This window comes from Arthrobacter sp. FW306-05-C, assembly GCF_021801725.1.
Taxonomy (GTDB): Bacteria; Actinomycetota; Actinomycetes; order Actinomycetales; family Micrococcaceae; genus Arthrobacter.
Window position 1 is genome coordinate 2405443 of record NZ_CP084556.1, and the last position, 14279, is coordinate 2419721.

At 66.7% G+C, this 14279-nt stretch carries 15 protein-coding genes; 9 read left to right on the forward strand and 6 right to left on the reverse strand.

What is annotated here, in order from left to right; all coding sequences use genetic code 11:
• Positions 1–16: 16 nt before the first annotated feature.
• From LFT44_RS11095 to LFT44_RS11110, 4 genes are read right to left on the reverse strand one after another with little or no spacing between them, the layout of a single operon-like run.
• Positions 17–1486: a protein adenylyltransferase SelO gene (locus tag LFT44_RS11095; RefSeq protein WP_236798508.1), complete on the reverse strand. Its 1470-nt coding sequence runs from the start codon at positions 1484–1486 to the stop codon at positions 17–19.
• A 3-nt stretch (positions 1487–1489) separates the two neighbouring features.
• Positions 1490–2419, reverse strand: a complete 930-nt coding sequence (locus LFT44_RS11100) for a ribonuclease Z (protein WP_236798509.1) — start codon at positions 2417–2419, stop codon at positions 1490–1492.
• On the reverse strand, positions 2412–2936 hold the full coding sequence (locus LFT44_RS11105; RefSeq protein WP_236798510.1) for a mycothiol transferase: 525 nt from the start codon (positions 2934–2936) through the stop codon (positions 2412–2414). Before LFT44_RS11105 ends, LFT44_RS11100 begins: the two co-directional genes overlap by 8 nt.
• A gap of 50 nt (positions 2937–2986) precedes the next feature.
• Positions 2987–3418: a hypothetical protein gene (locus LFT44_RS11110; protein ID WP_236798511.1), complete on the reverse strand. Its 432-nt coding sequence runs from the start codon at positions 3416–3418 to the stop codon at positions 2987–2989.
• A 129-nt stretch (positions 3419–3547) separates the two neighbouring features.
• Here LFT44_RS11110 and LFT44_RS11115 point away from each other — a divergent pair, with 129 nt between their 5' ends.
• The 5 genes from LFT44_RS11115 to LFT44_RS11135 all read left to right on the forward strand — a co-directional run bounded on the left by LFT44_RS11115 (position 3548) and on the right by LFT44_RS11135 (position 10684).
• A complete protein-coding gene (locus LFT44_RS11115; protein WP_236798512.1) occupies positions 3548–4693 on the forward strand; it encodes an AI-2E family transporter in 1146 nt (381 codons plus the stop codon).
• 106 nt (positions 4694–4799) lie between these two features.
• Positions 4800–5663, forward strand: a complete 864-nt coding sequence (locus tag LFT44_RS11120) for a universal stress protein (protein ID WP_236798513.1) — start codon at positions 4800–4802, stop codon at positions 5661–5663.
• 63 nt (positions 5664–5726) lie between these two features.
• Entirely contained in the window at positions 5727–7262 is a 1536-nt protein-coding gene (locus LFT44_RS11125) for a DUF4389 domain-containing protein (RefSeq protein ID WP_236798514.1), read from the forward strand.
• An 88-nt stretch (positions 7263–7350) separates the two neighbouring features.
• Positions 7351–7818, forward strand: coding sequence for a universal stress protein (locus tag LFT44_RS11130; protein ID WP_236798515.1), 468 nt, complete (start codon positions 7351–7353; stop codon positions 7816–7818).
• Positions 7819–7912: 94 nt separating this feature from the next.
• Complete coding sequence (locus LFT44_RS11135) at positions 7913–10684, forward strand: cation-translocating P-type ATPase (RefSeq protein WP_236798516.1); 2772 nt, start codon at positions 7913–7915, stop codon at positions 10682–10684.
• A 26-nt stretch (positions 10685–10710) separates the two neighbouring features.
• Here LFT44_RS11135 and LFT44_RS11140 read toward each other — a convergent pair whose 3' ends face one another.
• Positions 10711–11373 carry a hypothetical protein gene (locus tag LFT44_RS11140; RefSeq protein ID WP_236798517.1) on the reverse strand — a complete coding sequence of 221 codons (663 nt, stop codon included), beginning with the start codon at positions 11371–11373 and terminating at the stop codon, positions 10711–10713.
• Between the two features lie 233 nt (positions 11374–11606).
• Between LFT44_RS11140 and LFT44_RS11145 the strand changes: the two genes are divergently transcribed.
• Genes LFT44_RS11145 through LFT44_RS11155 form a run of 3 tightly spaced genes read left to right on the forward strand, consistent with a single transcriptional unit; the run spans position 11607 to position 12729 of the window.
• Positions 11607–11867: an SHOCT domain-containing protein gene (locus LFT44_RS11145; RefSeq protein WP_236798518.1), complete on the forward strand. Its 261-nt coding sequence runs from the start codon at positions 11607–11609 to the stop codon at positions 11865–11867.
• 41 nt (positions 11868–11908) lie between these two features.
• A complete protein-coding gene (locus LFT44_RS11150; RefSeq protein WP_236798519.1) occupies positions 11909–12226 on the forward strand; it encodes a DUF3040 domain-containing protein in 318 nt (105 codons plus the stop codon).
• Positions 12223–12729, forward strand: a complete 507-nt coding sequence (locus LFT44_RS11155) for a hemerythrin domain-containing protein (protein WP_236798520.1) — start codon at positions 12223–12225, stop codon at positions 12727–12729. Before LFT44_RS11150 ends, LFT44_RS11155 begins: the two co-directional genes overlap by 4 nt.
• Before the next feature lie 70 nt (positions 12730–12799).
• On the opposite strand, the gene LFT44_RS11160 is transcribed toward LFT44_RS11155, so the two are convergent.
• Entirely contained in the window at positions 12800–13300 is a 501-nt protein-coding gene (locus tag LFT44_RS11160) for a universal stress protein (protein ID WP_236798521.1), read from the reverse strand.
• Between the two features lie 347 nt (positions 13301–13647).
• On the opposite strand from LFT44_RS11160, the gene LFT44_RS11165 reads away from it, so the two are divergent.
• Positions 13648–14271, forward strand: coding sequence for a response regulator (locus LFT44_RS11165; protein ID WP_142135354.1), 624 nt, complete (start codon positions 13648–13650; stop codon positions 14269–14271).
• Positions 14272–14279 lie beyond the last annotated feature (8 nt).

Below are 14279 nucleotides of genomic sequence, written 5' to 3' on the forward strand. Positions count from 1 at the left end.
CCTGCCCCCGCAGCCGTCAGGTCCCGCAGAAGGTCATATAGTTGCCGAAGTCCTCGGGGGCGCCTTCGGCGTAGCGTTCCAGCCCGGGCCGCTCGGTGAAGGGGTCACTGACTGCCTCCAAAAGCTGCTGCAAGGGTGACAGGTCTCCGGCCGTGGCAGCGGCCAATGCCTCCTCCACGAGGTGGTTCCTGGGAATGTACGCCGGGTTGACGTTGTCCATCAGCTCCGCGTCCGGTTCGAGTGCCTGCCACCGCTCCGCCCAGGAATCAAACGCAGCCAGATCAAGAACCATGCCGCGCACCGGACGAAGGTCGCCACGGGCGGCCTTGCCCAGGTTACGGAAGAAGAGGGTGTAGTCCACGGGACCGTCCTTCAGGATGGCAAGGGCGCCGTCCACCAAAGCGGACGTGGTTTCCTCGTCACTTCCCCCGCGGCTGCCAAGGCCGAGCTTGGCATTCATGCCACCGGTCCACGCCCTGCTGTAGTGGCCCCGGAAGCCGCCGAGCACCTCCACTGCGGGCGCAACCGCCTGCTCCTGGGCTTCATGGATGAGCGGCAGCATCGCCTCGGCGAGCCGGGCAAGGTTCCATTCAGCAAGAACCGGCTGGTTCGCGTAGGCGTAGCGGCCGCTGACGTCGATGGAACTGTAAACGGCTGCGGGATTGAACGCGTCCATGAACGCGCACGGGCCGTAGTCGATGGTCTCCCCTGAAATGGTCATGTTGTCCGTATTCATGACCCCGTGCACGAATCCCACCAGCATCCAGCGGGCCACCAATTCCGCCTGGGCCGAGACGACCGAGGCGAACAGCTCAAGGTAGGGGTTGTCGGCGTCGGCGGCGTGCGGGTAATGCCTGCTGATGGCGTGGTCCGCCAACCGCTTCAGGAGATCCATGTTTTCGGTGGCACGCGCGTACTGGAAGCTGCCCACGCGCAGGTGGCTGCTTGCCACCCGGGCCAGGACGGCGCCCGGCAGCATGTCGTCGCGCCGGACTTGGCGGCCTGTTGCCACGACTGCGAGCGAACGGGTGGTGGGGATGTGCAGGGCGTACATCCCCTCGCTGACGAGGTACTCGCGCAGCATAGGCCCGACGACGGCACGGCCGTCCCCGGCGCGGGCGAAAGGCGTGCGCCCCGAGCCTTTGAGGTGGAGGTCAAGGAGCCGTCCGTTGCGGTCCGTGACCTCACCCAGCAGGAGGGCCCGTCCGTCCCCGAGCAGGGGTGAGTATCCTCCGAACTGGTGGCCTGCATACGCCTGCGCAACGGGCGTGGCGCCAGGCGGAACATGGTTTCCCGCCAGCAGCCGTACACCTTCGGGGCTGCGCAGGTACTCCGGGTCCAGTCCCAGCTCCCGTGCCAGCTCCTCGTTCAGGACAAGGAGCCCTGGGTTGGGGGCTTCCTCGGCCTGCCAGGGAACAGCGAGTTCTGACAGTTCACGTGCGAAGCGGCCATCAAGGGCCACTGTGGATTCAGCTGCTGCCGTCATGGTTTAAACCCTATCGCCGTCGTTATGGCCCGCCGCTTCCCGCTCCGGTTGCCGCCGCGGGGGAACGGCTATGCGCTGCAGGTCATGGGCTGCAATGACGGTGGTTCCCCCAGCACGTGCCTGCGCCTGCTCCGCAAGCCGGGACATGTCGTCGCCATAGCGTGCGGAAAAGTGTGTGAGCACCAGGGTCCGGGACTTTCCGGATGCCGCCAGCTCCCCTGCCTGTCCGGCGGTGAGGTGCAGGTACTGCTTCGCCAGCCCGCCGTCGTCGTCGCTGAAGGTCGACTCAGCGACCAGCAGGTCGGTGCCGTCGGCCAGTTCCTCCGCGCCCGGGCACGGCGCGGTGTCCATGATGAACGCGAAGCGCTGGCCGGGCCTGGGAATGCTCATGTCCTCCACCGTGACTGCTCCGAGGTACCCCTGGCGCTGCAGCGTGCCGACGTCGGGCCCTTGGACTCCTGCCGCCCGCAGCCGCTCCGGTAGGAAGGTGCGGCCGTCAGGCTCGGTGAGCAGGTATCCGTACGTTTCAATGCGGTGCCTAAGAGGCCGGATCTCGAGGCCGTCCGCCACGGGGCCGGAGCCGGAGTACGGATGGAGCCGCAGGTCGATGCCGGGTGAACTGACCGCCAAGAGGGCCCGGACCACCTGGTCTCCGGAGGCCGGGTAATGCAGGTGAACGGGGTGTGCGGCGCCGTCCAGGGCCATTCGGGACAGTACCCCCGGCAGGCCGTAGCAGTGGTCACCGTGCACGTGCGTGAGGCAAATCCTGGTGATGCGGCTGGCCGACACCCCGGCATGGATCATCTGGCGCTGGGTGCCCTCGCCGGGGTCAAACAGAAGTCCTTCGCCGTCCCAGCGAAGGAAGTAGCCGTTCTGATTCCGTGTGCGCGTAGGAACCTGGGAGGCCGTGCCCAGCACCACGAGTTCACGCACCGGGGGCGTCCGCCATCTCCGCATGCAGCCCTTTGGCGTAGGCAGCCTGGCCAAGGTGCTGCAGGCAGTCCCCCAGGATGCTGACCAGCCGCACCCCAAGGGTTACGGGCGGGTCCCAATGCCTGTCGACCACACGGTCCAGGTCCGGATCATCAATACCTTGCAGGGCCCTGGCGGTCTGCCGGTGGACCGCATCGTAGTATTCCTGCAGGACTTCGCCGGTCGCCCTGACGGTGTCCACCTGTTCACTTGTGTGGCCGTAGCCCGTGTCCCGCTCCGCCAGCGGGAGCCCGAAACGGGATACAAAGCCTTCTCCCGTCCACACCTGCTCCAGCCCGAAGGCGGAGGCCACCTGCGCATCTTCCACCCGGCCCGTGTGCCAGATCAGCCAACCGATGGAGTTGCCGTTGCCGGCAGGGCGGCGCTGCAGGTCCGCCTCGCTGAGCCCCTCCAGAACTTGGCGGACGAGGGCCGGGAGCCGGTCGAAGGCCTCCAGCAGCAGTTCCTTGGATTGCATCTGTCTCCCTTCCCACCGGTCCGGACCCCGCGGGCCCGGACCTTCAGCTGCTAGCGTTCCAGGTCGTCGGGCTCGAATTGGCTGAGCGGCGAGCCGCCGAAGTTTTCCTCGTCGTCACTGGCGTCCGCTTCAGGACCGGTGGGGTTTTCGCCGAAATCGACATCGGCCGCTGCCTCCCCAAGCGTGGGCGTATCCGGGGGCACCTGCTCGTCGCCGGCGCGGTAGCGGGCCTGGGCGCTTTCGTCCCGCAGTGTCTGGTCGCTCAGGAAGTCCTCCTCTTCACCCGAGACGGCCTCGTCCTGCAGCAGGGGGTCCTCCCGCCAGCGTTCCGGATTGTTCTCCGCAGCACCGGGGTAGTTGTCGGGTTCCCCCATCACGGGGTCCAGTTCCAGGGACGATGCCGCGCCGGGAGTTTCATCGAGAAGCACGTCGTCCTCCTCCACAACTTCCAGCTCATCGTCAGGGACGTTCTGCTCAGTCATGATGATGCCTTTCACGTTGTCGTACAGCGAACAATAGTAAGCATACTGACGAACTGGGGTGGATGTGAACCGTCATGGGTAAGGAACAGGCAAATGGGACAGAACGTGAGGGCAAGCAAGGAGAATCCCATGAAACCGAATATGTCCCCGGACGGGTCCGCGGCACAGCCGTCCCGGCCCCAGTCCTTTACCGCCCGGATGTCCTTTATGTGGACCGATGGATTAGGCCGGGCCAGCATCCGCGCCATCCAGGCATTGTCAGTTTTGGCGCTTGCCTGGGTAGTGGTCTCGGCCGCCATCCGCGTCCCGCTTGTCACCATCCCGGTACTGGTTGCGTTGATCCTCGCGTCGGCGATGGCTCCTGCCGTCCGTTGGCTTGCAGCCCGGGGCTGGCCGCGCGCCCTGGCCGTACTGTCCTCATTCCTGGTGATCCTGGTGGTGGCTGCCGGCGTGGTCGGCGGAATCATCGCCCTCGTCCGGCAGCAGGCCTCCGTCCTGGCAGCCCGGGCAGAAGCAGGTATTGGCCAACTGCAGCAATTCATCACCACCGGTCCCGTGGCCCTGATCAGTGACCAGATCGACGCGGCCCGCAGCGAGTTCCAGAAGTTCCTGGCGGGAGGAAGTTTGGGCGCCGACGCATTGACGGGGCTACGGACGGCCGGGGAAATCGTGGCGGGTTCAGTCTTGACTGCCGTGGTCCTGTTCTTCTTCCTCAAGGACGGTGAGAAGATCCGCGGCTTCCTGATCGGCTTCCTCCCCGGGACCCGCCAAGGAAAGGCGCACCTGGCGGCCGAACGCAGCATCGTGGTGCTGGGCGGCTACGTCCGCGGGACACTCATCATCGCGGCCATCGACGCCATCATCGTCCTGGCCGGGCTCCTGATCCTGCAAGTTCCGTTGGCCGTCCCCCTGGCCGCGGTGGTCTTCCTGGGCGGCTTCATTCCCATTATTGGCGCAACCACCGCCGGCAGCCTGGCGGTGCTGGTGGCCCTGGTGGAGAACGGGCCAGTTCCCGCGCTGGTGGTTTTGGTGATCCTGGTCGCGGCCAACCAGTTTGAGCACCATATCCTCCAGCCCTTCTTCATGGGCCGGGTCCTGCGGATCCACGGGCTGGTGATCATCCTGGCACTGGCCGCGGGGGCGACGCTGGCAGGCGTCATCGGTGCGCTGCTGGCCGTGCCGCTGGCCGCCGTCGGCTGGACCATCTACAAGACGCTGGCCGAAAGGGAAACACCCGGCCCGGAGCCTATTGCTCCGCCAGCGCCCGGCGCGTAATGCGCCCTGAACAGCGCTTCTGTGACTTCTGGCCCTAGAGCACCGGTGGCACCCGGGCCAGTCTTGAAAGGCAGGAGCCAGTTAACGACAAGCAGGAAGCGCGGCCATGACATCCCAGAAACCCATTGCTGTGGGCACCAACGACTCAGCGCAAAGCCAGTCCGCCGTCCTGTGGGCCGCCCGGCGCGCCCACCGCGCAAACCTGCCCCTGGTGATCCTCCACGTGGTGGACGACCGGTGGGTTGCCGAACCCTACCCGTGGTTCGGAACGCTTCAACAGGCCGGGGAAGAACTCCTGAAGACCGCCGCCGGACGCCTCGAAGGAACGGTGCCCATCACCGCTGAAACAGAGTTGCTTACCGGCAGCGTGGGTGGATCCCTGGCCAAGTACTCCAAGAGGACCTCGATGATGGTCATCGGTTCCGGCAGCGGCCATCTCGGCGGCACCCTTGCCGACCGCGCACTCCAGGTGGCCACTGCCGCCAAAGTCCCTGTGGCCGTCGTCGGAACCCAGGACCTTGAAGGCAGGGCCGGAGTGGTGGTCGGCATCGACGGATCCCCCGAGTCGACCCAGGCCGTCGCCTTTGCGGCCGCGGAGGCAGACCGCGAAGGCGACGAACTCACTGTCGTTTATGCCGTTGATGTCCCGGATCCTGTCATCGACGCCGGCCTGTCGCCCGCAGCCATGGCGGACCTCATCGCTGACGAGGAACGCGTGGTGCTGTCCGAAGCGGTGGCAGGGCTCAAGGAAGACTACCCGGACCTGATCGTGCACCAGCGCCTTGATACCGAACGGCGCGCGGTGGACGCCCTGGTGGAGGCCGCAGCCGGGGCAAGGCTGCTGGTGGTGGGCAGCCGCGGCCGGGGCGCCTTTAAACGCCTCCTGCTCGGTTCCACCGCTCACGGCGTCCTCAAGCACCTTCCGTGCCCCGTGATCATCACCCGGACTGACGCTGCCCGCACGATGTAGGCTGCACCGCCTGCCGGTCCTCCTGCCGGCACTCCGTATTCCGTACGCCGAAGGTTCGACGCCATGAAAAAGCCCGCTGCCATCATCATGCTGATCCTCGGGATCCTCATCACGCTCCCCGGTTTGGCCGCACTGGCGGGCGGAGCCGTGGCCTCAGCGGTGGGAACCATCCAGGGCGACGGCTACCTGACGTCCGGTACGTCACGGTTTTCCGTCAATTCCTTTGCCCTCACCTCGCCTCGGGCCGACGCCATCGGCGAGGACGTTCCCGGCAGGCTGCCCTTTGACATCGGAAAGCTGAGGCTGCGGGCTGCATCAGTAACGCCGGACAAGCCCGTGTTCATTGGCATTGGCCGGCAGGCCGACGTGGAGCAGTACCTGTCAGGCGTGCATCACTCGGAGCTGCTGAACATCCGGCAGCAGCCCTTCCGTGCGGACTACCGCGACGTTCCGGGCAACAATCCTGCAACCCCGCCTGCCGACCAGCGCTTCTGGAGCGCCTCCGCAACAGGATCCGGGCAGCAGGAGCTCACCTGGAACATCGCGCCCGGCGCCTGGGAAGTGGTGGTGATGAACGCCGACGCCTCCCAAGGGGTGGATGTGCGGCTGCAGGCAGGCTTCCACTCGGACCTCTTCCAGCCGGCAGCAACGGGCCTGCTGGTAGGCGGGATCATTGCCTTGGTGATCGGCATTCCCCTCATCATCCTGGGGGCGTCCGGCCTTGGACGGCACGCCGCGCATCCTTCCGCAGGACCACCTGCCGGTGAGCCTCCCTACAGCGGGCCGGCGGGAGGCGCACCTGTGTACCCGGCGCCGGTGGTCGGAGCACCCCCGGCACCCGGGGCCGCGCCGCCCTCTGAAACCTTCACCCCGGTGCCAGGTGCCCCCGGCTACCCCGCAAGGCTCTTCGGGGACATCGACCCGGCCCTGTCGCGGTGGATGTGGCTGGTGAAGTGGTTCCTGGCGATTCCGCATTTCATCCTGCTCTTCTTCCTCTGGTTCGCCTTCGTCATCACCACCATCGTGGCCGGGTTCGGCATCCTGTTCACCGGCCGCTACCCGCGGGCACTGTTCGACTTCAACGTGGGCGTCATGCGGTGGAACTGGCGGGTGGCGTTCTACGCCTACGCCGCCGTCGGCACCGACCTGTACCCGCCGTTCACACTGAAGCGCACCAATTACCCCGCCGACTTTGACGTCGACTACCCGGAGCGGCTGTCCCGCGGCCTGGTCCTGGTGAAATGGTGGCTGCTGTCGATCCCGCACCTGCTGGTGGTCGCTGCCTTTACCAACACCACGTGGCGGTGGCGGGCGGAAAACAACTTCGGCGGGACGACATATGTCCAGGAAGCGGGCCCGTCCCTGCTGGGGCTGCTGGTCCTGATAGCGGCAGTGATCCTGCTGTTCACGGGCCGCTACCAGCGCCCGCTGTTCGATTTCATCCTCGGCGTTGACCGCTGGATCTACCGGGTCCTGGTGTACACCGCACTGATGCGGGACGAATATCCGCCGTTCCGGCTGGACCAGGGCGCAACCGAACCGGCATGGTCCGGGGTGGCCATTCCGCCGGCCGGCGTGCCCCCTGCCGGGGCGCCGTGACCTTGGACCCTGGCCCGGTCCCACTCGTGCAGGCAAGATAGGCGTGACAGCGCGGGTTAAAGCAAGCGGGCGGACCAAGGGAGCGGAAATGAGCATTGCCGGGGCACCAATAGCCAGGATCGTGGTGGGCGTAGACGGATCGGAAGCATCCGTGGAGGCCCTTCGCCAGGCGCAGCGGCTCGCCACTCCCCTGGGCGCAAAGGTCCAGGCAGTGGCCTGCTGGGAGTACCCGCAGATGTACAGCGGCTACGTCATGATGGGCATCGAGGGCTTCGAGGAGGGCGCCAGAAAGGTCCTGGACGAGGCCGTGGTGCAGGCGTTCGGAGCGGAGACGCCGGCAAATGTCACCTCGTCGTTGATCCGGAGCCACCCCCGTGAAGCGCTGATCGATGCCAGCCGCGACGCGGACATGATCGTGGTGGGGCGCCGCGGGCACGGCGGGTTCGGTGGCCTGCTCCTGGGCTCCGTAAGTTCCGCCATCGTGGCCCACGCCCATTGCCCGGTCCTGGTGGTGCACACACCAGAGGAGCACTCCGAAGCCGCCGGAAACCACTGACCAGGACAGCTGCGAAGACGGTAATTAACGTCCGGGGCGGGTGAGCGCGGTGCCGGCCGGTGAAGTACGACGGCGGACCACCGGGAAGGGGCGGTTGAGGAGCCCGGAGCCTGGATCCGGCCGCCGGAGGCAGGACGGCCCTCCGGATCCTGCCCACCACGGTCTCCCGGTCCACGAAGTGGTGATCCTGCTTGGAACGGACGCCGCCAGGGGCCTGGGCCATGGCGAGGTAGAGCGCCGACGTGCCCAATTCGGGAGAAACGAGCTACCGCGGTCACACAGTGGAGGCATTGCCCGCAAACTGGGACGCCAGTTCAACAACCCGCTGGTCTATGTCCTGTTGGCCGCCGCCGTGGTTACCGTGTTCCTTGGCGAATTCCTGGACTCTGCAGTCATCCTCGCCGTGGTCCTGGTTAACACGCTGATCGGTTTCGTCCAGGAGGTGCGGGCAGAAGCAGCCCTGGATGCCCTTCATTCGCTGGTCCGCACGCATGCCGCCGTAATGCGTGGCGGCGAACGGATGCAGGTCCCCTCCGAAGACCTGGTCCCTGGCGACCTTGTCCTGCTCGAGGCGGGAGACAAGGTACCCGCCGACCTGCGCCTGGTGCGCCTGTCCGCCCTCCGGGTGGACGAATCCGCGCTCACGGGAGAATCGGACCCCGTGGCCAAGGACGAGGTGGTACTCCCCCAGGTCACGCCCGTGGCCGACCGGCGGAACATGCTGTACAGCGGCACACTGGTGACCGCCGGCACCGGCGCAGGAATCGTCGTCGCCGTCGGCGGTGAAACCGAACTCGGCGAGATCCACCGCCTCATGGGCGCCGTCCGCCCCGTGGCCACACCTTTGACCCTGAAGCTGGCACGCTTCAGCACCACGCTCACCATCGCCATCCTTGCCCTCGCTGCCGTAGCCTTCCTCGCCGGCCTGGCACATGGGGAACGCCCGGGACAGATGTTCACCGCCGCCGTCGCGCTGGCCGTGGGCGCCATTCCGGAGGGTCTTCCCGCCGCCGTCACGGTAACGCTTGCCATCGGCGTGCGCCGGATGGCCCGCCGCCGTGCCGTGGTCCGCCGGCTTCCAGTGGTGGAAACGCTGGGCAGCACCACGGTGATCTGCTCCGACAAGACAGGCACCTTCACGGAGAACCAGATGACAGTCCGGGCGCTCTGGACGCCCTCGGGCAGGTACGACGTCACGGGTTCCGGCTACGGACCGGAGGGCCTCATCATCCCTTCAGCCGGAGACGGCACCGGCGGACAGGCACCCGGCGCGGCAACGCGGCCGGCAGACCGGGATGCTGCCCTGTACTGGTCCCTCCTGGGTGGTGCCGCCTGCAACGATGCAACCATCCGGCCCGAGGGGTCCGGATGGCAGGTTCGGGGTGACCCTACCGAGGCGGCGATGTTGGTGGCGGCAGGGAAAGGCGGCATCCGGGTGCGGGAATTCCTGGCCGCCAACCCGCGGCAGGCCGAGCAGCCGTTCACCTCCGAGCGGCAGTTCATGGCAACACTGCACGCTTCAACGCTCCCCCACGGCGGCGGAACGGTGTTCGTCAAGGGCGCCGTGGAACGGGTCCTGGAACTCTGCGGCCACGAAATGGACACCGGCGGCGGCGCCAGTCCCCTCCGCAGGCATTCGGTGCTCAGCGCCGCACACGCGCTCGCAGACACCGGGCTCCGGGTGCTGGCCACTGCCATGATGCGCCTCCCCGCGGCCGGCGGTCCCCTTTCCACCATGGAATTGCGGGGCCGGATGACCTTTACCGGACTCCAGGGCATGCATGACCCACCGCGGCCGGCCGCGGCGGCCTCCGTTGCGGCCTGCCGGCGTGCCGGCGTGGGCGTCAAGATGATCACGGGAGACCACATACGGACGGCGGTGACCGTGGCCGCGGCGGTGGGGCTGGCCGCAGACCATGATGCCGGAACTGCCCTGACGGGGGCCCAGCTGGACGACATCCCGGCAGACCGGTTCCCGGATGCCGTGGAGCGCGCCACGGTTTTTGCACGGGTTTCGCCTGAACAGAAGCTTCGCCTTATCGATGCCCTGCAATCCCGCGGGCACGTGGCCGCCATGACCGGTGACGGCGTGAACGACGCCCCCGCCCTGCGGCAGGCGAACGTGGGCATCGCGATGGGACGCACCGGAACCGAGGTGGCCAAGGAGGCCTCGGACATCGTCCTGACTGACGACGACTTCGCCACCATTGAAGCAGCGGTCGAAGAGGGCCGGAATGTCTTCGACAACCTGACCAAGTTCATCGTCTGGACCCTCCCCACCAACATGGCCGAGGGATTGGTGATCCTCGTGGCCATCCTGCTGGGCGCTACGCTGCCCATCCTGCCCACCCAGATCCTCTGGATCAACATGACCACCGCCGTCGCCCTTGGACTGATGCTCGCCTTCGAGCCGAAGGAGCAAGGCCTGATGTCCCGACCGCCCAGGGCACCGGACCGCCCCCTCCTGACGTGGGCGCTCACCGTTAGGATCCTGCTCGTGTCGGCCCTGCTGGTGGCCGGGGCCTGGTGGCTCTTCGAACACGAAGCGGCCGTCGGCGCATCGGTGGCGCAGGCCCGCACCTCCGCAGTGAACCTCTTCGTGGCGGTGGAGGTGTTCTACCTCTTCAGCTGCCGGTCCTTGACCCGCCCCGCCTGGCGGATAAGGCCCTTCGGCAACCGCTGGCTGCTCCTCGGCGTCATGGTCCAGACAGCCGGCCAACTGGCCCTCACCTACATCCCGCTGATGAACGAACTCTTCCACACCGCCCCCATCAGCGCAGAGGCGTGGTTGCGGATCGTCGGCCTGGCGCTGTTGGCCTCCCTCGTCGTCGCCCTGGACAAGCGCTTCCGGCGCCGTGGCTTTTAATTCCGCGGGCATCAAGGTTCCGCGCTTCAACGTCCTGCCCCGGCCGTCCGGGTCACCTGCAGAAGGCGTATCAGCACCAGGCCGGTGACCAGGGCCATCACTACTGCCATCAGAACTGCTGCCGCCACCCCGATGGCAGCGATCAGCCAGGCAGGCTGCCCCGGCTGCCATAGAGGAGGGGCCACAAGCATGAAGACCGACAGACCCGCGGCCCACGCCGCAGAACTCCCGACGACCCAGCGCCATGCCCGGAAGGTATGGCGGCGCAGCTCGAACCATTGGGCAGTTCCAATGGACCCGAGCAGCAGGATGGCTGCCACACCGCCGGCCCCTATCCAGGCCGCCGGCGGCCAATCCTGCCATGTCTCGAAGGCCGACGGCAGCATTCCCACGGACCAGGCGAAGGCCGCACCCGCCGCGGTCAACAGAATCCATCGTGAAGTGGAAATGCGCGGCAGCCGCGATCGCAGGACATGGGCCTGGGACCAGCCCAGGACAGCACCTTCAGCCAACCCGGCCAGGACCAGAAGCCCAAAATCCGCGCCGGGCCAGACAGTTGCGGCAAGGAACTGGGCAAGGGCCGGGGCAAGGAACCCAATGCTCTCACCGAGGCTTACCCAGCCCACCCAAGCAGCGAGGAACGCATGCTGCGGCGTCACGCCGTCGGCGGCTTTTTCCCTGGAGGCCATGCGCTCCTCTCTCTGCTTCCGCGGGTTGTCCGCGATTCCAGAATCACGCCGTGCTTCAGGGTCCCGGGCCTGCACCACCTGCGCCAGTGTCAAAAGCCCCGTTGGGCAAGCCGGCCAAAGCGGTGGTGCACGCCGCTGGAACAGGACCAATGGCTCTCCCTTCCGCACCCTGGGCGCCCAATACTGAAAGGGAAGGCAGACGGCTGGCGCCCGCCTTTCAGAACCCGGAGGTCGTGGAAGTGTACGGCTGGAATGACGGCATGGGCCTGTGGGGCTATGTCCTGATGAGCATCAGCATGGTGGTGGTCTGGGGAGCAATCATCACCGGTATTGTCCTGCTGGCCCGCTCCCTGCGGGCGCCGTCTCCGCACCCGCTGCAGCAGTCCCCGCGGCCGGCAGAGGACGTGCTTGCCGAGCGGTTTGCCCGCGGCGAGATCGACGCGCTGGAATACCAGAACAGGCTGTCCGTCCTGCGCGGCCAGCCGGGTGCCTGAGTTCCCGGGTCCTACAGGCAACGAACCGCGGGGGTGCAACGATGCCACTCTCTGAATTCGAGAAACGCGAACTTGAACTGATCGGCCACGGCCTGGAAGAGGACGATCCCCGGCTCGCCGACATGCTCAGCAGGGACAGCGCCGCGCTGTCCCGCAGGGCCCGGATCAGCCGCGGATTGGTCGTTTTCGCGGCAGGTGTCTGCGTCCTCCTCCTGGGCCTGGTGATGCGGGTGCCCCCCGTGGGCATCGCAGGGTTTGCCCTCATGAACGGGGGCGGCTACTGGGCCATCAAGGACCTCCGGTGGTCCTTGCGGAGCAGGAACCGGCGCGTTACCCAAGTGGAAGGCAACAACGAATGAGCGGGAACGGCAAGGACCTTTCGTCCGAACGGCAGGCGCTGCAGGCGGTGGAAACCCACCATGCGGATATGCTGCGGCACTTGAACGGGCTGGTGGGCCTGCTGACGGAGACCGTGGAGGCTGGAGATGCCGGCGCCGCCCAGGCTGCGCAGGCCACCCTTCTTGACTGGTGTGACAAGGAGCTGGTGCCTCACGCCCTGGCCGAGGAAGGGCCGCTTTACAGCGGGCCGCACGGCATGCCGGAGGCCAAGCTGCTGGTGGACGGCATGCTGGCCGAGCACCAGGTCATCGTGGGCCTGATCGAGGAGCTCAGAACGGCTGACGGGGTGGCCGCGGCTGTGGCGGCCGGTGCCATCCAGCGGATCTTCGCCCTGCACCTGGACAAAGAGAACCGCCTCCTGATGCCTTTCGTCATCCAATCCCCCGCACTGTCGCTCGCCCATGCAGTGGAAGGACTGCACGAACTGGTGGGAGAAGGCGCAGCACATCATCACAAGCATTGAGCGGGCGCACCTGCATTGAGGCGCATGTGCATTGGCTCGGCGCTGAACTGCTGGACAATCAGGTGCACGGTCAGGGAACCACAGCGGTGCGGGGGTCTGCAACCCCCACTGCGGCCTCCGCCTCTGCCTTTTCTTCCGGGTCTTTTGTCTCCGGGGCGTGGACCACCAGCACCGGGCAGTGCGCGTGGCTCACGCATGCCGAACTCACCGAACCGGGGACGAAGCTCCCGTGCCCCCGCCTTCCAACAATCAGCAGGGACGCGTTGCGGCTCGCGTCAATCAGCGCTGGACCGGGCTTGCCCCTGACCAGCCGGGGGTGCACGAACGGAGGCAGTTCATCGAAAGCGTCTGCCAGCGCCTGCTGGAGCACTTGTTCCGCGGCATACTTGAACCCCTCGATTCCGACGGCGAGGTACACGCCGTAGCCGGCCGGAACGTCCCAGCACGCCCAGGCTTCAACCTTGGCCGACATTGGTTCCGCCATCGCCCGGGCCACCCGGAGCGCGGCGACGGAGGCTTCGGATCCATCCACCCCGACTATGATCCTCGGGTGCGGTTCAAGGCCATCCATGCCGGCTCCCATCACTGTCCTGCCAAGTGCTGCCCTGCCATATGCTTTCCTGTGGCCGGGTGCCATCCTTTGGCTCGGTCCCAGAATGGACCACAAACGCTCCGCGTGGAAGGGCCGAAGGTCATCACGTCCTTGCAAGCCGAGGGGCCCCTTTCCCGGCCAAGGTCCGGTGACGTGGACTTTGGTCCCTTCCCGCCGCCGCCTCCCCGGGTAACAATGGGACCAGGCCCTCCCCGGGGGCTACCCCGTCTGCAGCGGGGCCTTGATCCTGAAGACATTGGGAGCGTTCGGTGTACAAGCATGAAGCAGGGACTGATGGGCCAACAGGATCTTTGGGGCAGGTCCGGGTGTTCATCCTCGATGACCATGAGCTTGTCCGGCAGGGGCTGAAGGACCTGCTGGAAGGCGAAGGATTCCTTGTCGTAGGCGAAAGCGGGTCCGCAGCCGAAGCCACCCGCCGCATCCCCGCCCTGCACCCGGACATCGCCATCCTTGACGGGCGGCTTCCTGACGGCACGGGAATCGAAGTGTGCCGGGACGTGCGTTCGCTGGATCCCCGCCTGCGCTGCCTGATCCTCACCAGCTACGACGACGAACAGGCCCTGCGCGGGGCGGTCCTGGCAGGTGCCTCCGGCTACATCCTGAAACAGATCAGGAGTGACGACCTGCTGGCCGGGATCCGCAGGGCCGCTGCCGGAGAATCGCTGTTTGATCCTGGGGTGGAGCAGCAGATCATTACCGGGCTTTCCACGGCGCCTACAGATCCCCGTTTGGAGGGCCTGAGCGCGCAGGAGAAGAAGGTGCTGGCGTTGATCGGCCAGGGGCTGACCAACCGCCAAATCGGCGACGAGCTGTTCCTGGCCGAGAAGACCGTCAAGAACTACGTTTCGTCCATCCTGGCCAAGCTGGGGTTCGAACGCAGGACGCAGGCGGCGGTCTACGTCACCAAGAGTTCACCGGACTCCGCCTGACCGGACAG

Bases quoted from the DNA above. Each gene is read 5' to 3' on its own strand.
- LFT44_RS11110 (WP_236798511.1), bottom strand. From the start codon at position 3,418: ATGACTGAGCAGAACGTCCCTGACGATGAGCTGGAAGTTGTGGAGGAG.
- LFT44_RS11160 (WP_236798521.1), bottom strand. From the start codon at position 13,300: ATGGATGGCCTTGAACCGCACCCGAGGATCATAGTCGGGGTGGATGGA.
- LFT44_RS11115 (WP_236798512.1), top strand. From the start codon at position 3,548: ATGAAACCGAATATGTCCCCGGACGGGTCCGCGGCACAGCCGTCCCGG.
- LFT44_RS11140 (WP_236798517.1), bottom strand. From the start codon at position 11,373: ATGGCCTCCAGGGAAAAAGCCGCCGACGGCGTGACGCCGCAGCATGCG.
- LFT44_RS11150 (WP_236798519.1), top strand. From the start codon at position 11,909: ATGCCACTCTCTGAATTCGAGAAACGCGAACTTGAACTGATCGGCCAC.
- LFT44_RS11105 (WP_236798510.1), bottom strand. From the start codon at position 2,936: ATGCAATCCAAGGAACTGCTGCTGGAGGCCTTCGACCGGCTCCCGGCC.
- LFT44_RS11130 (WP_236798515.1), top strand. From the start codon at position 7,351: ATGAGCATTGCCGGGGCACCAATAGCCAGGATCGTGGTGGGCGTAGAC.
- LFT44_RS11155 (WP_236798520.1), top strand. From the start codon at position 12,223: ATGAGCGGGAACGGCAAGGACCTTTCGTCCGAACGGCAGGCGCTGCAG.
- LFT44_RS11125 (WP_236798514.1), top strand. From the start codon at position 5,727: ATGAAAAAGCCCGCTGCCATCATCATGCTGATCCTCGGGATCCTCATC.
- LFT44_RS11120 (WP_236798513.1), top strand. From the start codon at position 4,800: ATGACATCCCAGAAACCCATTGCTGTGGGCACCAACGACTCAGCGCAA.
- LFT44_RS11095 (WP_236798508.1), bottom strand. From the start codon at position 1,486: ATGACGGCAGCAGCTGAATCCACAGTGGCCCTTGATGGCCGCTTCGCA.